This window comes from Roseovarius sp. MMSF_3281 (assembly GCF_030733685.1).
Taxonomy (GTDB): Bacteria; Pseudomonadota; Alphaproteobacteria; order Rhodobacterales; family Rhodobacteraceae; genus Roseovarius.
This window is the reverse complement of sequence record NZ_JASHIM010000003.1, coordinates 189,840-209,670: the sequence shown is the minus strand read 5'-3', so window position 1 is coordinate 209,670 and position 19,831 is coordinate 189,840. Positions and strand designations below refer to the sequence as shown.

Below are 19,831 nucleotides of genomic sequence, written 5' to 3'. Positions count from 1 at the left end.
TTGCTTTTGCGCTGTGCGATGTGTTGTTGCACCGCGGGCCATGCTGTATTGAAATCGGCAGTCTGTACAAGAGGATGCCGCGATGAGCGATAAGACGCTGTTTGGAACCGACGGGGTGCGGGGCGAGGCCAATTCATGGCCGATGACCGCCGAGGTGGCCATGAAACTCGCCGCCGCGGCAGGGCGCTATTTCCGGCGCGACCATCAGGACCACCGGGTGGTCATCGGCAAGGACACGCGGCTTTCGGGCTACATGATCGAAAACGCGCTGACGGCGGGCTTCACCTCGACAGGGATGAACGTGTTCCTCCTGGGGCCGGTGCCGACACCGGCCATCGGCTACCTGACGCATTCGATGCGCGCCGATGTCGGCGTGATGATCTCGGCCAGCCACAACCCGGCCACCGACAACGGGATCAAGTTTTTCGGCCCCGACGGCTTCAAGCTCTCGGACGAGGCCGAGGCCGAAATCATGCGCCTTTACCGCGAAGGGGTGTCGCTGGCCAAGCCCGAGGCCATCGGGCGTGCCCGGCGGCTCGAGGATGCACGCGGGCGCTACGTCGAATACGCCAAGACAACCTTCCCCCGCCGTCAGCGCCTCGATGGGCTGCGCATCGTTCTGGATTGCGCCAATGGCGCGGCCTATAACGCCGCGCCCAAGGTGCTTTGGGAACTGGGCGCCGAGGTAATCCCCATCGGCGTGTCGCCCGATGGGTTCAACATCAACGAAAAATGCGGCTCCACCCATCCGCAACTGGCCGCCCAAAGGGTGCGCGAAACCCGCGCCGACCTTGGCATTTGCCTTGACGGCGATGCCGACCGGGTGATCCTGATCGACGAGAAAGGCAAGATTGCCGATGGCGATCAGATCATGGGCCTGATCGCCGCGCGCTGGGCCGAGGAAGGGCGGCTTTCGGGCAATGCCCTTGTCGCGACGGTGATGTCCAATCTCGGGCTGGAACGCTACCTCGAAACCCGCGGTATCGGCCTTGAACGCACCAAGGTCGGCGACCGTTACGTCGTCGAACGGATGCGCGAAGGCGGCTTCAACCTCGGGGGCGAACAATCCGGCCATATCGTGATGACCGATTACGCCACCACCGGCGATGGGCTGATCGGCGCGCTGCAATTCCTCTCGGCCATGGTCGAAACCGGTGACAAGGCCAGCAAACTGACCCATGTCTTCACCCCGATCCCGCAAAAGCTGGTCAACCTGCGCTACGCGTCGGACAAAGCCCCGTTGGAAACCGACGCGGTGCAAACCGCGATTTCCGAGGCCGAAAAGCGGCTTGGCCGTGCCGGGCGGCTGCTGATTCGCAAATCGGGGACCGAGCCCTTGATTCGCGTCATGGGCGAGGCCGAGGATATCTCCCTGCTCGAAGACGTCATGGACGGTATCGTCACACAGGTGCGCGCCGCCTGCTGACCCCCTGCAAGGCTGTCCTTCCGCCTCAGGCTCGCCAACCGCCGCGCCGCGCCTCGGCCACCAATCCGCGCGCCTCGGCGCCCGGAAGGGGCACCAGCTCGCAAAGGCGCGTGACATCCAGTTGCAGTTTCGGCAGCGCCGTCGCCGGGGCTGGCCGCGTGACATGCTCAAGGCCCGCCGCCGCCAATATCTCGTCCATGGCCACAAGGCCGGGATTGGCGACATTCAACACCGGCGGCAGGGGCAGGGCCGGGTCAAGCAACCGCTGCACGACATGGGCCAGCGTTTCCGGCCCGATATAGCTGCGCTGCGGGCTGCTGCCATCGGCAAAACGGTCAAGGGTCACAGGCCCCCGCGCGGCGGCGCCGAACAGGCTGTCGGCCCCGGCCACGTTGCCCAGCCGCAAACAGGTCACCCCCGGCACGCCTGCAAGCGCGCGCTCCATGGCCAGCTTCGCCTTGCCATAAGGGGTGGTCGGGTTGCAGGGGGTGGTTTCTTCAACCGTGGCGCGCTCATTGCCATAAACCGCCTGAGACGAGGCCACCAAGACCCGCGCGATGCCCGCGTTCCGCGCCGCCTTGACCCCGGCCAGCGCCAGGTCGGTGTTCCGGGCAAGGGCGCGCTCGTCCACGCCCGTCACCCCGGCCAGAACGATCGCACCGCTCAGGCCACGGGGCAGGGCCGGGGGCGGCGCGCTCAGGATATCCCATGCCACCGACGGCCCCGGAAACCCGTTGATGACATCGTCGGATGTGCCGGGGCGATATTGCCACAGGCCCGCCCCCGCGGCCTTGGGCCAAAGCCGCGCCAAGGCCTGCCCGACCTTGCCGGTCGCGCCAAGGATAAGCGGGCCTTCGATGTCTTGGCGGCGGGTCACGCGGCGGGCCTCCTCATGCGCAGGCGGGGGTGAGTGTGCCCCACAGCCTCTAGCGCATGGGGGGGCCTTGGTCCATCTTGCGCGATCCGGGGGCAGAGTTGACAGAATGGCGCCGCTGGGGATAGCTGCGCTTTTCATGACGCGGGCGCGGTCTTTGCGCCGATGGCCCCCATGCCCGCGCCCACCTCGGCAAGAGACGCCTCGCATGACCCTGTCAAAACGTGTTTTCGATCTTGTGCTCTTGCTGCTGTTGTCGGTTTTCCTGATTCCCATCCTGCTCGTTGTCGTCGCCCTGATGCTGGCCCGGGGCGAACGCCCGGTGTTCTACGGGGCCGAACGCATGCGCTGCCCCGAACGGGGGTTCACCCTGTGGAAAATCCGCACCATGACGCCCGCCGGCAATGACAGCGGTGTTTCGGGCGGCGACAAACGCGATCGGATCACGCCCTTGGGCCACCGGCTCAGGCGCAGGCGCATGGATGAATTGCCGCAAATGTGGAATATCCTGCGCGGCGACATCAGTTTCGTCGGCCCGCGCCCGCCCCTGCGCATCTATGTCGAGCGTTTCCCGCAGGTCTACGGCAAGGTGCTTGAATCACAGCCCGGGGTGACGGGGCTGGCCAGCCTGGTCTTTGCCGCGCATGAGGAAAAGCTGCTGCGCGCCTGCAAAACGCCCGAGGAAACCGACCGCACCTATGAACGGCGCTGCATCCCGCGAAAGGCGCATATCGACCTTTTGTATCAACGACATCAGGGGATCGGCCTTGATGCCTGGCTTGTGGCCGTGACGGCGGGGCGATTCCTCGGGCTTGCGCCTCGCAAGGGGCGGCTGCCCCGCCGCCGACGGTCTTAAAAGCTGTAGCTGACGCCGAAGTTCACCGCGTGGGTGACAAGCTCGGTGCTCAGTTCGCCGGGCGCGGTGCCGGCCGGCCCGTCGATGGTCAGGTCGTTGTCCGACCATGTCACCTGGTATTCGCCGAACAGCGCCCAGTCCTGGTTCAACTCGTATTTCAGGCCCGCGATCCCGCGTGCGGCAAGGCCCGTGGTCTCATAGCCGAACGTGCGAACCGACCCGGCGGCCAGCGGCTGTGCATCGACATGCGGCATGGCGATCCCAAGGCCCGCGCCCACGTAGGGCGTGAACTTCGGGGTTTTCTTGAAGGCCCCGGGCCAGCGTTTCATGACGTTGGCGGTGATGATGTTGTGACCGTCCGACAGCTCAAGACGGCTCACGCCAATCGCCGCCATGGATGCGGCATCGGCATAGGCCTTCGCATGGGTCACTTCCAGGCCGAAACCAAGGTTGTTGGCCGTCCACCACGTGCCGCGCGCCCCGTAATAGAAGGGGTTTTCCAGCGGTTTACCCTGCCAGTCCACCGATTGGCTGACGGCTGCGCCGCCCGGCAGGGTGCCAGAGGCCGTGCTGTCCTGCACGCTTTGCACACCCATGTAGAAGCTCAGTTCCAACTCGGCGGCGGCGGGGGCGGCGACAAGGCCTGCGGCGACAGCCGCGATCGCGGTTTTGGCAAGGCGTTTCATGGGTGTGACCCTTCCATTCAAACGGTTATCTTTGCGCGTGCTTACACCCGCCGAAGGGGGGCGGCAAGCGCGACACATGGGCACGCGCGCGCGATTGCACAAGCGCGACACATCCGCACCACTCCCGATTCCGCGGCAATGCACACTGGACTGCCCTTCAAACCCCGGCTAAATAGCCCGCCAGATGGCTTTTCCATTTGGAGGGGCCTGCGAATCCGTATGTGGCCGGTCCCGGCTTTGAGAATGGAGAAAACCTCGTGTCCCACGCAGAAGATCACGAAGGCACCCGTAGGGATTTCCTCTACTATGCCACCGCCGGTGCAGGTGCCGTAACCGCAGGGGCTGCCGTCTGGCCTCTGGTCAATCAAATGAACCCCTCCGCCGACGTTCAGGCGCTCAGCTCGATCCGGGTTGACGTGTCGGGCCTGTCGGAAGGCACCCAGGTCACGGTGAAATGGCTGGGCAAGCCGGTGTTCATCCGCCGCCGCACCCCCGCCGAGATCGAGCAGGCCCGCGCCGTGTCGCTGGACGACCTGCCCGACAAGATCGCGCGCAACAACAACATCAGCGGCGAAGTCCCCGCCACCGATGAGAACCGCGCGCTGGACGAAAGCGGCGAATGGCTGGTCCAGATGGGCGTTTGCACCCACCTTGGCTGCGTTCCGCTCAACGATGCGGGCGATTACGTCGGCCCCGAGGGCGTGGGCGGCTGGTTCTGCCCCTGCCACGGCTCGCACTACGACAGCGCCGGCCGCATCCGCAAAGGGCCCGCGCCGGAAAACCTGCCGGTACCGGTGGCCGAATTCGTCGACGAAACGACGATCCAACTGGGATAAGGAAACGCGCACATGTCCGGAATTCCGCACGATCATTACGAGCCCAAGACGGGCGGCGAGAAATGGCTCCATTCGCGCCTGCCCATCGTCGGCCTGCTCTATGACACCATCATGATCCCCACACCCAAGAACCTGAACTGGATGTGGATCTGGGGGATCGTCCTCACCTTCTGCCTTGCCTTGCAGATCGTCACAGGCATCATCCTGGTGATGCACTACACGCCGCATGTCGACCTGGCCTTCGCCAGCATCGAACACATCATGCGCAACGTGAACGGCGGCCACATGATCCGCTACCTGCACATGAACGGGGCATCGCTGTTCTTCCTTGCCGTTTACCTGCACATCTTCCGCGGCCTCTACTACGGCTCCTACAAGGCCCCGCGCGAGGTGACATGGATCATCGGCATGCTGATCTACCTGATGATGATGGGCACCGCCTTCATGGGCTACGTTCTGCCCTGGGGTCAGATGTCCTTCTGGGGCGCCACGGTGATTACCGGCCTCTTCGGCGCGATCCCCTTCATCGGCGAATCGATCCAGACATGGCTGCTGGGCGGACCGGCGGTGGATAACGCCACGCTGAACCGCTTCTTCTCGCTGCACTACCTGCTGCCCTTCGTGATCGCGGCGCTTGTTGCCGTACACATCTGGGCCTTCCACACCACGGGCAACAACAACCCCACCGGTGTCGAAGTGCGCCGCGGCTCCAAGGCCGAGGCCGAGAAAGATACCGTACCCTTCTGGCCCTACTTCGTGATCAAGGACCTCTTCGCACTGGCCCTGATCATGGTGATCTTCTTTGCCATCGTCGGGTTCATGCCCAACTATCTGGGCCACCCCGACAACTACATCGAGGCCAACCCTCTGGTGACCCCCGCATTCATCGTGCCCGAATGGTACTTCCTGCCGTTCTACGCGATCCTGCGCGCCTTCACCTCGGATGTCTGGGTTGTGATGTTCGCAAGCTGGATTACCGGCGGCATCATCGACGCCAAGTTCTTCGGCGTGCTGGCGATGTTCGGCGCGATCATCGTGATGGCGCTGGCCCCCTGGCTCGACACCTCGTCGGTCCGCTCGGGTCGCTATCGTCCGATGTTCAAATGGTGGTTCGCGCTGCTCTGCATCGACTTCGTCGTGCTGATGTGGGCCGGTGCCATGCCCGCCGAGCCGCCCTACTCGACGATCTCGCTGATTGGCTCGGCCTACTGGTTTGCCTATTTCCTCGTGATCCTGCCGCTGCTCGGCGTGATCGAGAAACCGCAACCACAGCCGGCGACGATTGAGGAAGACTTCGCGGTCAATCATGCCAAGAAATCCGATGGCGGCGCGGGGGCACCCTCGGCCACCCCGGCTGAATAAGAAAGGAAACGGGATAATGTTCAAGAAACTCGCGATTTCCGCAGTTGCCGCCCTGACCCTTTCGACGGGGGCCGCCATGGCCGCGGGCGGCGCGGGCCAAGTCGAAGACGTTGATTTCTCCTTCGAAGGTCCCTTCGGGGCCTTCGATCAGAACCAGCTGCAACGCGGCCTTCAGGTCTATACCGAGGTCTGCGCGGCCTGCCACGGCCTGAAATACGTGCCGCTGCGCACGCTGGGCGATGAAGGTGGCCCGCACCTGCCCGAAGACCAGGTGCGCGCCTACGCGGCCGGGTACGATGTTTATGACGCTGAGCTTGACGAGTTCCGCACCGCCAAGCCCACCGATCACTTCCCCGGCTCCAACCTCGAAGCCGCGCCCGACCTGAGCATGATGGCAAAGGCCCGCGCCGGTTTCAGCGGCCCCTATGGTACCGGTCTGAACCAACTGTTCAAAGGTATGGGTGGTCCGGAATACATCGTATCGCTGCTGGTCGGCTACACCGGTGAAACCAAAACCCAGGCTGGCGTGACCCTCTATGAAAACACCGCCTTCCCGGGTGGCTGGATTTCGATGGCCCCGCCGCTCTACGGTGAGGATGTCGACTATGCCGATGGTCACTCCAACAGCATGCAGAGCGAGGCCGAGGATGTCGCCGCTTTCCTGATGTGGACGGCCGAGCCCAAGATGATGGCGCGCAAGCAGGCCGGCCTGACCGGTGTGATCTTCCTGACCGTGCTGACAGTGCTGCTTTATCTCACGAACAAGCGTATCTGGGCCCCGGTCAAGGGCAAGAAAACCAGCTAAGGGTTCGCCCCGATATCAAACGGATTGACCCCCGCAGACCCGCCTGCGGGGGTTTTTCGTGGTGCATTACGAAACTGTCATAAAGGCGGGCTAAGGGCGGCGGGAAAAGGACCAATGCCAATGCCCAGACTTTCCGCCGAAACCCCCACCATCCACCCCGATTGCGAGATCACCGATACCAGTTTCGGGGCCTATACCGAAATCGGGCGCGGCAGTCGTGTGGCCCATTCGGTGGTGGGAGATTATTCCTATTGTGATCGCTATTGCGATATCGCCAATGCCCGGATCGGCAAGTTCGCCAATATCGCCAGCTTCACCCGTATCGGGGCCACCGACCATCCGCTTGACCGCGCCAGCCTGCACCACTTCATGTACCGGTCCGCCAGCTATTGGGACGATGTCCAGGACGATACCGATTGGTTCGATCATCGCCGCAGCCGATTGGCCCATATCGGCCATGACACGTGGATCGGCCACAACGCGCAGATCAAGCCCGAGGTGACCATCGGCCATGGCGCTGTCGTCGCCTCCGGGGCCGTGGTGATCCGCGATGTGGCGCCCTATACCATCGTTGCAGGCCTTCCCGCCAAACCGGTGCGGGATCGCTTGCCGCGCGGCCTTGCCGACCGCCTCGTCGCGCTTGGCTGGTGGGATTGGGATCACGCCCGCCTGCGCGCGGCCCTTGATGACTTTCGCAAATTGACCGCCGAGGCCTTCTTGGAAAAATACGGCGGCTGATGAACGGCTTGTTTGGCTTGGCACTGCATTGTCGGGCATCCTTCGGCGTGGCTGTCGGTGTGGCTCTGTGTCGGGGGGCAACCTTCCCATCCAAGGGTTAACAACGGCTCAAGGCAGCGTGCGGGGGGGGGGCGTTCTTGGGTAGGATTTTACAATCTGTACAAAAGCCCTCTGTCACTCGCCGATGTCTGTACAGAACGCCAGTGCAAAATGTTCAATCTGTACAGTTTCGTACGACTCGTACGAAACCCCGGCCAGCCCCGTCGATTTTCGTACGAAAACCGGGGGGTAATCGTACGAGTCGTACGACACCCAATAGGGGGTGACCCTGCGGTCACCCCCGGTTTAGGTGCTCAAAAAAATGGGGATACGGAATACCCGTTGTAATAGGCCGAATCTGAAACAGAATCATGACAGATCGTCCTCGTTCAAGGTCAGGGTTACCTTGTCTCCGGCAAACCAAGTGCGCCCGTACTCGATGGGATGGCCGTGTTCATCCACGTTGATACCCACGCTCCGCAAGATCGGTGCACCATCCCTGACCCTGAGGTGCAGCGCCTGCGTTGCGCTGGCAAGCTTCGCGGTAAGCTGCGTTGATTTTCGGGTATAATCTTTTATTCCCAATGCTTTAAGGGCAGCGGTGACAGATCGTTCCCGGTCCAGAAGCCGGGGCAGATCTGGAAGCCTCGCGGCCGGAAAGACGCTGCGAAACAGCGCAATCGGTTGCGCGTCGGCCAGTGACAGGCCGTCGTAGACATGCACCATATCGCCCTTGTTCAGGTGCAGTGCCTCGGCCTCGCGCGCATCGCAGGCCCGGGTTTCAAGCGACAGGATTTCCTTGGCCGGCATCCGCCCAGCGGCCCGCAGGTTCCGATGAAACCGCACCCTGCGTCCAATCGGATACTCCGCCGGCACCATCGCCACGAACACCCCGGCCCCCCGTCTGGCATGCACGATCCCATCCTCCGCCAACTGCCCCAAGGCCCGCCTGACCGTGTGCCGGTTCACCCCGAAGCGTTTCGCAAGCGCCGCCTCGGTCGGCAGCTTGTCACCGGGTTGGTAATGCCCGCTGCCGATATCGGTGTTCAGGCTCGTGTAGATGGATTTCCAGATCGGGGGTGCTTTGGTCATGTCATGAAAACTTCACGCCAGTGGGGATTGCCGAAAAAACAAGAATCGCGTAATTATTTGTCTAGTTGTATAGGATAATAGACAAATCCGCAAGGTGTCTAGATGACCGAAATTGAAACGCGAAAACACTGGATGGGGTTGCTGGCGAAGGCCAAGCCACAAGATGTTGCGGCCCTTTTCGAGGACGTCACGCTTAACCCTGAATTTACGTATCTGCGCGCGCCGGAAGTGGGCGGCGTGATGGTGCAGGGCCGTGCCGGTGCCACGGGCGCGCCGTTCAACCTTGGTGAGATGACCGTCACGCGCTGTTCGGTGCAGCTTGCCGAGGGTGAGGTTGGGCATGCCTATGTGCAGGGCCGCGACAAGGCGCACGCCACGCAGGCCGCACTCATCGATGCCCTGATGCAGACCCCCGAGGCCGAGCGTTTACGCCTCGCGGTCCTGGCGCCTTTGGAACAGTCACAGGTACAGGCCCGCACGGCCCGGGCGTCCAAGGCGGCGGCCACGAAGGTCGATTTCTTTACCATGGTTAGAGGGGAAGATTGATGCAAAGCGATGCCTTGCAAGGAGGCTTTACCGATGCCCCGGTGCAATCCGCACAGGCTTTCCGCGCGGCGATGAATGCCATGGCGCGACCGGGGCGGGCCGAAACCCTTGATGCCGCCACGCCCCCGAACCCGGTGTCGCGCGCGGCGGGCACCCTGATCCTGACGCTCTGTGATCCGGAAACTCCTGTTTTTCTTGGAAATTCACACGATACCCCGGCCATTCGCGATTGGATCACCTTTCATACCGGGGCACCCCTTGTCGGGCCGGAAATGGCAGCCTTTGCCTTGGGCGATTGGGCCGCATTGCAACCCATCGCCCAGTTCCGAAGCGGCACGGCGGAATACCCGGATCGCTCGGCCACCTTGATCGTCGAAGTCCCCGAGTTGCGTACCGAAGGCGCAGTGCTTTCGGGGCCGGGCATCCAAGAGACCACATTGTTTTCATTACCCGAGGTGGCCCCGTTCCAACAAAACGCAACGCTTTACCCCTTGGGTCTGGATTTCTTTTTCACCTGCGACTCGCAAGTCGCAGCACTCCCGAGATCGACCAAAGTGGAGGGCACCTGATGTATGTTGCGGTGAAAGGCGGCGAGCGCGCCATCGACAATGCCCATGCATGGCTGGCCGAAGAACGGCGTGGCGATACCTCGGTGGCCGAGCTGTCGGTGGCCCAGATCCGCGAGCAGCTTTCGCTGGCGGTCAATCGGGTGATGGCTGAAGGCTCGCTTTATGATCCGGACCTTGCGGCCTTGGCCATCAAGCAGGCGCGGGGCGATTTGATCGAGGCGATTTTCCTGATCCGGGCCTATCGCACTACGCTGCCCCGGCTGGGCGCGTCGGAGCCTGTGAAAACCGCCGATATGGCTTGTGAACGGCGGATTTCGGCAACCTTCAAGGATGCGCCGGGCGGGCAGGTTCTGGGTCCGACCTTCGATTACACGCACCGTTTGCTGGATTTCAAACTGGCCGCTGAAAGCGAGGCGCCCCAAGCATCCGAGGCCGAGCCGGCCAAGGGTCAAACCCCTCATATTACGGGGTTTTTGAACCGTGAGGGATTGATCCAGAGCGAGCCCGAGAGCGACGAAACCCCGCCCGACCTGACGCGCGAGCCGATGGAACTTCCCGCTGATCGGGCCTTGCGTCTGCAATCGCTCAGCCGCGGGGATGAAGGGTTCATCCTGTCGATGGCCTATTCCACGCAACGCGGGTACGCCCGCAACCACGCCTTCGTCGGTGAACTGCGCATTGGCAGTGTCCCGGTCGAGATGGAGGTGCCGGAGCTTGGTTTTGCCATAGAGATTGGCGAGATAACCCTGACGGAATGCGAAACGGTAAACCAGTTCACGGGCTCGAAAACCGAACCGCCACAGTTCACGCGCGGGTACGGTCTTGTCTTTGGGCAGACCGAACGCAAGGCGATTTCCATGGCACTGGTTGATCGCGCGCTACGCTGGAATGAACTTGGCGAAGAGGATCAAGGCGCCCCGGCACAGGACGAGGAATTCGTCCTGATGCATGCCGATAATATTCAGGCAACCGGCTTCCTGGAGCATATCAAGCTGCCGCATTACGTCGATTTCCAATCCGAGCTGGAACTGGTGCGAAAGCTGCGGCGCGAGGCCGAAACCCAATCCATGCCGGAGGTCGCGGAATGACCGATCAAGCCTATAACTTTGCCTATCTGGATGAACAGACCAAGCGCATGATCCGCCGTGCGATCCTGAAAGGGCTGGCCATCCCCGGCTATCAGGTGCCATTTGCCAGTCGCGAGATGCCGATGCCCTATGGCTGGGGCACGGGCGGGGTGCAGGTAAGTGCCGCCACCCTGACGCCCGAGGATACTTTCAAGGTGATCGACCAAGGGGCCGATGACACCACGAACGCGGTGTCAATCCGTAAGTTCTTTCAGAGAACGGCGGGTGTTGCAACCACCGAAGAGACCGATAAGGCCACCGTTATCCAGACCCGGCACCGCATTCCGGAAACCCCGCTTGGCGAGGATCAGGTGCTTGTCTATCAGGTGCCGATTCCCGAACCGCTGCGCTTTCTGGAGCCGCGCGAGACAGAGACACGCAAGATGCATAGCCTTGAGGAATACGGGCTGATGCATGTGAAGCTTTACGAGGACATCAGCCAACATGGCGCGATTGCCACATCGTATGCCTATCCGGTGAAGGTGGAAGGCCGCTATGTGATGGATCCGTCGCCGATCCCGAAGTTCGACAACCCGAAGATGGCCGATTGCCCGGCGATACAGTTGTTCGGCGCAGGGCGCGAGCAAAGGATCTACGCCCTGCCGCCCTATACAAAGGTGGTCAGCCTCGATTTCGAAGATCACCCCTTTGATCCCAGCAAGGCGGATCACGCCTGTGATCTGTGCGGGGCCGGGGAAAGCTATCTCGACGAGGTGATCACCGATGACGCGGGCGGGCGCATGTTTGTCTGCTCGGATACCGATTATTGCCGCGCGCGGCGTGAGGCGGGCCACCTAGGCGCGCAAGCCGCGGTCATGGAAGAGGAGGCAGGCGCATGACACCGCTTTTGCAGGTCCGCGATATTTCGAAATTCTACGGCGCGCGGCTTGGCTGTCGCGACGTGGGCTTTGACCTTTACCCCGGAGAGGTCATGGGAATTGTCGGGGAGAGTGGCTCGGGGAAATCCACTCTTCTCGGCTGCCTCGCCGGTCAGTTAGCTCCTGATACCGGCGAGGTTTTGTTCGATACACGCGGCGAGGGGCCGCGCGACACGCTGACCATGTCCGAGCCCGAGCGCCGGATGCTGGCGCGCACCGACTGGGCCTTTGTGCATCAACATGCGCGGGAAGGTCTGCGCATGGGGGTCAGTGCGGGCGGTAACGTGGGCGAGCGCCTGATGGCCGTTGGTGCGCGACACTACGGCGATATTCGCGGGCAAGCCATTGATTGGCTGGACCGGGTCGAGATTTCCGAGGATCGGGTTGATGACAAACCCACGGCGTTTTCCGGTGGTATGCAGCAACGGTTGCAGATTGCCCGGAACCTCGTCACCGGGCCGCGCTTGGTGTTCATGGATGAACCGACCGGGGGCTTGGATGTCAGCGTGCAGGCGCGTCTGTTGGATTTGCTGCGTGGGCTTGTACGTGAGATGGGCCTTTCGGCCATCATCGTGACCCATGATTTGGCCGTGGTGCGCCTTTTGGCGGATCGGCTGATGGTGATGAAAGACGGCCATGTGGTGGAAAGCGGCCTGACCGACCAGGTGCTGGATGATCCGCAGCATGGCTACACGCAGCTCCTGGTGTCTAGCGTGTTGCAGGTTTGACGGGGGATTTATGAGATGATCGAGATCGAAAACGTCAGCAAGACCTTCACCCTGCACAATCAGGGCAGTGCGGTGATCCCTGTGATGGAAGGCGCGACCCTGAGTGTTCAGCCGGGCGAATGCGTGGCGCTGATCGGGGCGTCGGGGGCGGGTAAATCCACACTGATGCGCATGATTTACGGCAATTACCTTGCGGCCTCGGGCCGTATCATGGTGGGCGGCATCGACGTGGCCCAGGCCAAGCCGCGCGATATTCTGGCCCTACGCCGACAGACCCTTGGTTATGTCAGTCAGTTCTTGCGTGTGGTGCCCCGCGTGCCGACATTGGAGGTGGTCGCAGAGCCGCTCTTGTTGGTGGGCGAAAACCGGGATTCGGCGCTTGCCCGTGCCGGGGATTTGCTGACCCGGCTCAATATCCCCGAACGCCTTTGGGGGTTGAGCCCGACCACCTTTTCCGGGGGCGAACAGCAGCGCGTGAATATTGCCCGGGGCTTTGCCCATACCTATCCTGCGCTTTTGCTGGACGAACCGACAGCCAGTCTTGATGCCCAAAATCGAGACACGGTGTTGTCGCTGGTGGAAGAGGCAAAGGATCGCGGGGCCGCCATCGTCGGAATTTTCCATGACGAGGCCGCCCGCCAGAGGGTTTGCAACCGCGAGATCGACGTAACCGGCTTTACCCCGGTGGCGGCATGACGGAACAGGGCCGCCTTATCGGGGTTGTCGGGCCATCTGGTGTGGGCAAGGACACCGTGATGCGTGCTTTGTCCGAGGCGCGTCCGGGTTTGCGCCTGGTGCGGCGGGTGATCACCCGGGCTGGCAGCGCCGTGGGCGAAGACTGCGATGTGGTCACCCCGCAAGAATTTGAAGTGCGGCGCGAGGTCGGTGCGTTTGCCCTGCATTGGCAAGCCCATGGCATGAGTTATGGGGTGACGCAGGCGATCGGGGGGCAATTGGCCGAAGGGCACGATCTGTTGGTCAATCTGTCACGGTCGGTCTTGGCGCGGGCGCAGGCAGGCTTTCCCGGGTTCGTGACGCTGCTTTTGACCGCCTCGGAAGACGTGCTGCGCGCGCGACTGATGCAGCGTGGACGCGAAAGCGAGGCCGAGGTTGAAGACCGATTGGCGCGGCGAGACTTCGCGCTGCCAGAGGGATTGGAGCGCGTGATAGAGGTCCACAACGACGGCGATCTTGATGGAACGGTAAACGCGGCGCTTGCGGCGCTTTATCCTGAAAACGTGCGCCGGGTGATTTGATGAAATTGTCCGGCACCGTCTTCCCCCATCAAAGCCAAGCCGTCGATCAGGTATGGGTGTGGCACAAACGGGTTCAGGAGCGCTTGCAGCCGGGGGACCAGTGCCTTGCCTTCGGCTTTGGGCAGCTTCCCGGTAAGCGTGATGTGAAACCGAAATTCCTCCATCACGTAGGGGTAGCCCCAGCTCTGCAACAAATCATCCTGCTTTGGGGTCAGGCCGCCGGCGCGGCGTTTGGCCAGTTCCGCCTCGGTCAGTGGCGCGCGAAACGGGTCGAAAGCACGCACGGCATTTGCGGCCATGGTATTGAGCTTGGTTTCGTCCCCGACGGGCCGCAGGGCAAGAAAGCGGCCAAGCTGAGCCACGACGAGACCGTCCAAGGCGATCACCGGCTGAACCGTGCAAAACTTTTCAAGCGCCGCGCACAGCGCGTCTTCCGTGGTAGGTGCCGCCGGTCGAAAGGGCGGTTTGATCGTCGCATGAAGCCCGTATTTGCGCGGGGTTTGGGTGATTTCGGATATCGGCCGGGGCAGATCGCCAATGTTGGGATGCGCCACGGTGATACCCTGCACCGGACCCCACCCCAGCCACGTCGCGCCAAAATCGGCCAAAGGCCCCGGCGCGGGCGTGAAATATATCGCGTATCTTTTGAATTCCATGGATGCCTCCGAAACCGCATCACCGCATGCCAAGACAGTGTGACCTTCCCATGACACAAGACTTCATTCTCGCCAATGCCAGCCTCGTTTTGCCGGGGGAAACCGTGATCGGCTCCCTTGTCGTGCAAGACGGGGTCATCAATGACATCGCCACCGGACCCAATGTGCCGACGGGGGCAGTCGATTGCGGCGGCGATGTCGTGGCGCCCGGATTGATCGAGTTGCACACCGACAATCTGGAGCGCCACATTCAGCCGCGCCCCAAAGTGGATTGGCCGCACAACGCGGCAATCCTTGCGCATGACGCAGAATTGGCCAGTACCGGGATTACCACGGTTTTCGACGCTATGCGTGTGGGGTCGATCCCCTCCGGTAAAGGGCGTTACCTGAAGTACGCACGGGAACTGGCCAGTGAGCTTTTGGCCCTGCGTGCCGATGACGCTTTGAAAATCAGCCACTTTCTACACCTGCGGGCCGAAGTATGCTCGGAGACCTTGGTGGAAGAGATGGAAGAATTCGGGCCACAGGATCGTGTGGGAATCGTCAGCCTGATGGACCACACGCCGGGGCAGCGGCAGTTCCGGGATATTTCGAAGCTTGAGGCCTATGTGAAGGGCAAGCTTTCGATGACGGATGACGAATTCACCGAACATGTTGCTCAGCTTAAGGATTTGCGTGCGCGACACGGAGACCATCACGAAGCCGAAGCCGTTGCTGCGGCGAAACGCTATGGGGCAGTTTTGGCCAGTCATGACGACACGACCGAAGGTCAGGTCGCCGCTTCGGCGGCTTACGGGATACAGATGGCGGAATTTCCCACCACCCTCGAAGCGGCGCGCGCCTGTCATGCCCATGACATTCCGGTCATCATGGGGGCACCGAACCTGATCCGGGGCGGATCACATTCGGGCAATGTGGCGGCACATGATCTGGCGGAGGCGGGGTATCTGGATATCCTGTCTTCCGATTATGTGCCCGCCGCATTGTTGCTTGCGGCAGTGCGCCTGTCCGAGATTTGGGGCGATTGGGCCAAGGGATTGGCCACGGTTTCGGCCAATCCCGCGCGTGCCGTGGGGTTGGAGGATCGGGGCGAGATTGCCATTGGCAAACGTGCCGATTTGATCCAGTTCGCGGTGCGCGGGGGGGCACCGGCGCTGCGCTCGGTCTGGTCCAAAGGTGCGCGGGTGGCGTGAGGTTTTGACTTGGCTTGAATATAGCCGCATAAGCAAACCATGACTCAGAACTTGCTATTTGATGCCCCGATGCCGCCCGTCATTCCCATCAAAGGGGAGGCGCGGGCGTTTCCGGTTCGGCGGATATTCTGCGTGGGGCGCAATTATGCGGCACATGCGGCGGAAATGGGCAATGAAGTAGATCGCGAAGCGCCATTTTATTTCACCAAATCCGCGCATGCCTTGTGTCTCTCCGGGGCGCAAATCGCCTACCCGCTTGGTACGCAGGACTGCCACTACGAGATGGAGCTCGTTGTGGCCATGGGCGGCGATGCGTTTCATATCAGCAAGGAACGTGCCTTGGATGCGATCTTTGGTTATGCCTGTGGCATAGACCTGACCCGCCGTGATTTGCAGGCCGCGGCAAAGGACAAGCGCAGGCCATGGGATTTGGGCAAGGATTTTGAGAATGCCGCGATCATCGCGCCGATCACCAAGGCCGGTGCCTTTGGTACGCCCGGGCCACAACCCATTACGCTAAGCCATAATGGCGAAAGGGTTCAGGAGGCGCTGTTGTCCGATATGGTCTGGTCGGTGCCTGAACTGATTGCGCATCTTTCGCAGTTTTATCACCTACGTCCCGGTGACTTGATTTACACCGGCACGCCCGCGGGTGTTGGGCCAATCATGCCGGGTAGTGAGCTGCTGGGTGAGATCGAGGACCTGGAAGCGGTTCACATTACGGTCGCCCCCAAGGAATGATTTACTTGGGTGTATTTTTTCCTCCGCTTGATCTGGATCAACGAGGGCGGCTGAGTCATATGCTGAATGTGGAATGTATCTTTTCAAGAGGCATTCCATGGACCCTGACAACCATTCGGTACTTGAGCATTATCCCGTAACGCTGTTCACCATCGTGATGGGGATGGCGGGGCTGGCGCTTGCGTTGCGTGCGGGTGAACAAACTTTGGGACTCACCAGTCTTGCCTCGGGTGTTGTTTACCTTGTCACCCTTGCAGTTTTCGTTGTCATCGCCGCCGGGTACACAGCCAAGGTAATTCGCTTTCCAAATGCCGTACGCTCGGAATGGTCGCATCCTGTAAAATTGGCGTTCTTTCCGGCAATCTCAATCGGCTTACTGCTTTTGGCGACAGCCACGTTGCCAATCTCCCGGCCTGTCGCGCATGTCATGTGGCTGGCGGGCGCTGCGGGGCAGGGGATTTTGACGCTGGCCGTGATCTCGGGCTGGATCGGCGCGCGCGCTTTCCTGCATGGGCATTTGTCACCGGCTTGGTTCATCCCGGCAGTGGGTAATGTCATCGTGCCAATCGCCGGGGCGGAATTGGGCTTTGTTGAACTAAGCTGGTTCTTCCTGTCTGTCGGGCTAATCTTCTGGATTGTTCTCTTGACCTTGGTCATCAACCGACTGGTGTTTCACGATCCCTTGCCCGAGCGCCTACAGCCGACCTTGGTGATCCTTATCGCGCCACCCGCCGTCGGGTTCCTGGCTTGGGTCACCCTGACCGGTGGGATTGATCCTTTTGCCCGAATTCTACTGAACAGTGGTTATTTCTTTGCCTTGATCGTGGCGGTGCAATTGCCGCGTATCCTGCGCCTTCCCTTTGCCATGTCATTCTGGGCGCTCAGCTTTCCACTGGCGGCGCTCACGATTGCCAGCCTGCATTATGCGGAGGCGACGGGATCGGATGTGCACCGTTTGGCCGGGTTGGCCTTGCTTTCGATCCTGACTGTAACCCTTGCCGGACTACTACTGCGTACCTTGCGCGCGGTGACATCCGGTGCGGTCTTTCAACCTGAATAACCTGTCACCCAAATTCCCACTTCAAACCAAAGAGGACTTACCATGCGTAAAACGCTAACTGCCCTGACACTTGCCGCAACTGCCGTTTTCGCCGGCCCCCTCCAGGCGGAGGATGGCAAGAAGCTGGTGACCGTGGTCACCTCGCCGGATGCCCAGACACAGTTGATGTCGATGGTGTTGACCATGCAATCGGTGCAACAAGGCGCCAAGGCGCAAATCCTGCTGTGCGGTCCCGCGGCTGACATAGCCTTGAAAGACGCACCCGAGACTGCCACAGCCCCACAGAAGCCAAAGGGCATGAGCCCTCAGGGCTTGATGAAGATGATCATGGACAAGACTGGTACCAAAGTTGAGGTCTGCGCGATCTACCTTCCGAACAAGGGCGTCGATGCCTCGGCCCTTCTTGACGGTGTGAGCGCCGCAAAACCCCCTGTGATGGCGGCGGCCCTCATGGCCGACGATACCACGGTTTTGAGTTTCTGAAGTGGTATGACGCCACAAGAGAAGGGCCGCCAATCAGGCGGCCCTTTTGATGTCTGGTTGATGTTTTGAAACTTGAACGCTTAGCCAAGCAAGCGGCGGGCAATCACCTGCGCCTGAATTTCGGCGGCACCTTCAAAGATGTTCAGGATACGCGCATCACACAGCACACGGCTGATAGCGTATTCCATGGCAAAACCGTTGCCGCCGTGGATTTGCAGGCCATTGTCGGCAGCAGCCCATGCCACGCGGGCACCAAGCAGCTTGGCCATCCCGGCCTCAAGGTCACAACGGTGGCCGTTGTCTTTTTCCCAAGCGCTATAATAGGTCAACTGACGGGCGATCATGATTTCCACGGCCATCATTGCCAGCTTGCCGCTGACGCGCGGGAATTCGATCAGGGATTTGCCGAATTGCTTGCGGTCCTGTGCGTATTGCATGCCGATATCAAGCGCCGATTGCGCCACGCCGATTGCACGGGCGGCGGTTTGAATGCGGGCGGATTCAAAGGTCTCCATAAGCTGTTTGAAACCCTTGCCCTCCTCCGCGCCAAGCAGGTTTTCACCTTTCACATGGAAGTTGTCGAAGCCCAGTTCGTATTCCTTCATCCCGCGATAGCCCAAAACCTCGATCTCGCCGCCGGTCATGCCTTCGGTGGGGAAGGGGTTTTCATCGGTACCGGGGGTCTTTTCCGCCAGGAACATCGACAGGCCCCGGTGATCTGTGGTGTCGGGCTTGGTCCGGGCCAGAAGGGTCATCACATGGGTCCGCGCCGCATGGGTGATCCATGTCTTGTTGCCGGTCACCTTCCAGTCGCCGTTTTCGTCCTGCACCGCGCGGGTGCGCAGGCTGCCAAGGTCCGATCCGGTGTTGGGCTCAGTAAAGACCGCCGTGGGCAGGGTTTCGGCACTGGCCAGACGCGGTAGCCATTTTTGCTTTTGTTCCGCGGTGCCGCCGGCGATGATCAGTTCGGCGGCGATTTCGGAACGGGTGCCAAGGCTGCCAACCCCGATATAACCGCGGCTAAGTTCCTCGGAGACGACGCACATCGAGGCTTTGGACAGGCCGAGTCCGCCGTACTCTTCGGGGATTGTCAGGCCAAAGACACCCATTTCAGCGAGTTCCTCGATGATTTCCATCGGGATCAACTCATCCTTGAGGTGCCATTCATGGGCGTGCGGCTCTACCTTTTCGACGGCGAAACGGCGGAACTGCTCACGGATCATTTCCAGCTCATCATCAAGGCCGGTGTTGCCAACCGTGACCTCGGCGCTGCGTTCCTGCATGAGGTCCACAAGACGGGTGCGGGCAGCTTGGGTATTGCCGTGGGCGATCAGGGTTTGCACCTCGGGCGCTTGGAACCCGCTCAGGGCGTCCCAGCCAAGGCCAAGATCTTGTACCCGGACCATTTCACCTTGGTTCATCGGAATACCACCCGCGATCTGCTGCAGGTATTCGCCAAAGGCGATTTGATGAATCAGTTGCTCGACCTCGCCGAACTTGCCGTCCCCTTGCAGGCGCGTGGCCCAATTCTGCATCTGGCGCAGCGATTCAACGTAGGTGGCCAACCACGCCAAACCATGTGCGGCGGTTTGGTTGGCTTCCACGAGGCCACCCGAAACACGGCCATCGACAACCACGTCTTCGCGCAGCTTTTCGCGTGCTTGCTCCAGTACCGATTCCGCCGGAGCGACGGCTTTGCCCGTCAGCTCCAGGAGGTTATCCAGAATGATCGACTCTGCCATTGCGATGTCCTGTCCGTCATGTGCCATGAATCATATCCTTTTCCGAGTTGCCCTTACCTAGCTATTTCGCAGGTGCAGCGCAACTATTATGCCTAAACTGCGTCACTATTGTTCAAAAGTTGCGCGTTGATTTTTGCA

At 61.2% G+C, this 19,831-nt stretch carries 22 protein-coding genes; 17 read left to right on the top strand and 5 right to left on the bottom strand.

The features are described from left to right. Positions 1 to 82 precede the first annotated feature (82 nt). On the top strand, positions 83 to 1,426 hold the full coding sequence (gene glmM, locus RBB32_RS06100) for a phosphoglucosamine mutase (RefSeq protein ID WP_306151805.1): 1,344 nt from the start codon (positions 83 to 85) through the stop codon (positions 1,424 to 1,426). 25 nt (positions 1,427 to 1,451) lie between these two features. Here glmM and RBB32_RS06095 read toward each other — a convergent pair whose 3' ends face one another. Then, positions 1,452 to 2,303 (bottom strand): NAD(P)-dependent oxidoreductase, encoded by an 852-nt coding sequence (locus RBB32_RS06095; RefSeq protein WP_306151804.1) that lies wholly within the window; start codon positions 2,301 to 2,303, stop codon positions 1,452 to 1,454. A gap of 205 nt (positions 2,304 to 2,508) precedes the next feature. Here RBB32_RS06095 and RBB32_RS06090 point away from each other — a divergent pair, with 205 nt between their 5' ends. Then, the gene (locus RBB32_RS06090) at positions 2,509 to 3,156 is read left to right on the top strand and encodes a sugar transferase (protein WP_306151803.1); all 648 of its coding nucleotides are present in this window, start codon (positions 2,509 to 2,511) and stop codon (positions 3,154 to 3,156) included. Here the strand turns inward: RBB32_RS06090 and RBB32_RS06085 are convergent. Then, positions 3,153 to 3,842 carry an outer membrane protein gene (locus tag RBB32_RS06085; RefSeq protein ID WP_306151802.1) on the bottom strand — a complete coding sequence of 230 codons (690 nt, stop codon included), beginning with the start codon at positions 3,840 to 3,842 and terminating at the stop codon, positions 3,153 to 3,155. The two genes, RBB32_RS06090 and RBB32_RS06085, sit on opposite strands and share 4 nt — an antisense overlap. 257 nt (positions 3,843 to 4,099) lie before the next feature. Here RBB32_RS06085 and petA point away from each other — a divergent pair, with 257 nt between their 5' ends. The 4 genes from petA (at position 4,100) to RBB32_RS06065 (ending at position 7,583) form a co-directional block, all read left to right on the top strand. Continuing rightward, positions 4,100 to 4,678 carry a ubiquinol-cytochrome c reductase iron-sulfur subunit gene (gene petA, locus RBB32_RS06080; RefSeq protein ID WP_306151801.1) on the top strand — a complete coding sequence of 193 codons (579 nt, stop codon included), beginning with the start codon at positions 4,100 to 4,102 and terminating at the stop codon, positions 4,676 to 4,678. A 12-nt stretch (positions 4,679 to 4,690) separates the two neighbouring features. Then, positions 4,691 to 6,040, top strand: coding sequence for a cytochrome b (gene petB / locus RBB32_RS06075; RefSeq protein WP_306151800.1), 1,350 nt, complete (start codon positions 4,691 to 4,693; stop codon positions 6,038 to 6,040). A gap of 16 nt (positions 6,041 to 6,056) precedes the next feature. Further along, positions 6,057 to 6,845, top strand: coding sequence for a cytochrome c1 (locus tag RBB32_RS06070; protein ID WP_306151799.1), 789 nt, complete (start codon positions 6,057 to 6,059; stop codon positions 6,843 to 6,845). A gap of 120 nt (positions 6,846 to 6,965) precedes the next feature. Next, positions 6,966 to 7,583 carry a chloramphenicol acetyltransferase gene (locus tag RBB32_RS06065; protein ID WP_306151798.1) on the top strand — a complete coding sequence of 206 codons (618 nt, stop codon included), beginning with the start codon at positions 6,966 to 6,968 and terminating at the stop codon, positions 7,581 to 7,583. A gap of 408 nt (positions 7,584 to 7,991) precedes the next feature. On the opposite strand, the gene phnF is transcribed toward RBB32_RS06065, so the two are convergent. Further along, the gene (gene phnF, locus RBB32_RS06060; protein WP_306151797.1) at positions 7,992 to 8,714 is read right to left on the bottom strand and encodes a phosphonate metabolism transcriptional regulator PhnF; all 723 of its coding nucleotides are present in this window, start codon (positions 8,712 to 8,714) and stop codon (positions 7,992 to 7,994) included. A gap of 102 nt (positions 8,715 to 8,816) precedes the next feature. Between phnF and phnG the strand changes: the two genes are divergently transcribed. Genes phnG through phnN form a run of 7 tightly spaced genes read left to right on the top strand, consistent with a single transcriptional unit; the run spans position 8,817 to position 13,818 of the window. Further along, entirely contained in the window at positions 8,817 to 9,260 is a 444-nt protein-coding gene (phnG, locus tag RBB32_RS06055) for a phosphonate C-P lyase system protein PhnG (protein WP_306151796.1), read from the top strand. Further along, entirely contained in the window at positions 9,260 to 9,829 is a 570-nt protein-coding gene (gene phnH, locus RBB32_RS06050; RefSeq protein ID WP_306151795.1) for a phosphonate C-P lyase system protein PhnH, read from the top strand. The genes phnG and phnH overlap by 1 nt, the downstream gene beginning before the upstream one ends. Next, positions 9,829 to 10,917 carry a carbon-phosphorus lyase complex subunit PhnI gene (locus RBB32_RS06045; RefSeq protein ID WP_306151794.1) on the top strand — a complete coding sequence of 363 codons (1,089 nt, stop codon included), beginning with the start codon at positions 9,829 to 9,831 and terminating at the stop codon, positions 10,915 to 10,917. Before phnH ends, RBB32_RS06045 begins: the two co-directional genes overlap by 1 nt. Further along, positions 10,914 to 11,795, top strand: coding sequence for an alpha-D-ribose 1-methylphosphonate 5-phosphate C-P-lyase PhnJ (locus RBB32_RS06040; RefSeq protein WP_306151793.1), 882 nt, complete (start codon positions 10,914 to 10,916; stop codon positions 11,793 to 11,795). The genes RBB32_RS06045 and RBB32_RS06040 overlap by 4 nt, the downstream gene beginning before the upstream one ends. Beyond that, positions 11,792 to 12,562, top strand: a complete 771-nt coding sequence (gene phnK / locus RBB32_RS06035) for a phosphonate C-P lyase system protein PhnK (RefSeq protein WP_306151792.1) — start codon at positions 11,792 to 11,794, stop codon at positions 12,560 to 12,562. The genes RBB32_RS06040 and phnK overlap by 4 nt, the downstream gene beginning before the upstream one ends. Positions 12,563 to 12,577: 15 nt before the next feature. Further along, positions 12,578 to 13,258 (top strand): phosphonate C-P lyase system protein PhnL, encoded by a 681-nt coding sequence (phnL, locus tag RBB32_RS06030; protein WP_306151791.1) that lies wholly within the window; start codon positions 12,578 to 12,580, stop codon positions 13,256 to 13,258. Then, positions 13,255 to 13,818 (top strand): phosphonate metabolism protein/1,5-bisphosphokinase (PRPP-forming) PhnN, encoded by a 564-nt coding sequence (gene phnN / locus RBB32_RS06025; protein ID WP_306151790.1) that lies wholly within the window; start codon positions 13,255 to 13,257, stop codon positions 13,816 to 13,818. Before phnL ends, phnN begins: the two co-directional genes overlap by 4 nt. Here phnN and RBB32_RS06020 read toward each other — a convergent pair. Beyond that, positions 13,788 to 14,474 (bottom strand): DUF1045 domain-containing protein, encoded by a 687-nt coding sequence (locus tag RBB32_RS06020; RefSeq protein WP_306151789.1) that lies wholly within the window; start codon positions 14,472 to 14,474, stop codon positions 13,788 to 13,790. The two genes, phnN and RBB32_RS06020, sit on opposite strands and share 31 nt — an antisense overlap. 50 nt (positions 14,475 to 14,524) lie before the next feature. Between RBB32_RS06020 and RBB32_RS06015 the strand changes: the two genes are divergently transcribed. The 4 genes from RBB32_RS06015 to RBB32_RS06000 all read left to right on the top strand — a co-directional run bounded on the left by RBB32_RS06015 (position 14,525) and on the right by RBB32_RS06000 (position 17,951). After that, complete coding sequence (locus tag RBB32_RS06015; RefSeq protein WP_306151788.1) at positions 14,525 to 15,667, top strand: alpha-D-ribose 1-methylphosphonate 5-triphosphate diphosphatase; 1,143 nt, start codon at positions 14,525 to 14,527, stop codon at positions 15,665 to 15,667. A gap of 39 nt (positions 15,668 to 15,706) precedes the next feature. Beyond that, the gene (locus RBB32_RS06010; RefSeq protein ID WP_306151787.1) at positions 15,707 to 16,408 is read left to right on the top strand and encodes a fumarylacetoacetate hydrolase family protein; all 702 of its coding nucleotides are present in this window, start codon (positions 15,707 to 15,709) and stop codon (positions 16,406 to 16,408) included. A 97-nt stretch (positions 16,409 to 16,505) separates the two neighbouring features. After that, entirely contained in the window at positions 16,506 to 17,468 is a 963-nt protein-coding gene (locus tag RBB32_RS06005) for an SLAC1 anion channel family protein (protein WP_306151786.1), read from the top strand. 42 nt (positions 17,469 to 17,510) lie between these two features. Beyond that, entirely contained in the window at positions 17,511 to 17,951 is a 441-nt protein-coding gene (locus RBB32_RS06000; protein ID WP_306151785.1) for a hypothetical protein, read from the top strand. Positions 17,952 to 18,031: 80 nt separating this feature from the next. Here the strand turns inward: RBB32_RS06000 and RBB32_RS05995 are convergent, their stop codons facing one another. Beyond that, complete coding sequence (locus tag RBB32_RS05995; protein WP_306151784.1) at positions 18,032 to 19,720, bottom strand: acyl-CoA dehydrogenase family protein; 1,689 nt, start codon at positions 19,718 to 19,720, stop codon at positions 18,032 to 18,034. Positions 19,721 to 19,831: the final 111 nt, after the last annotated feature.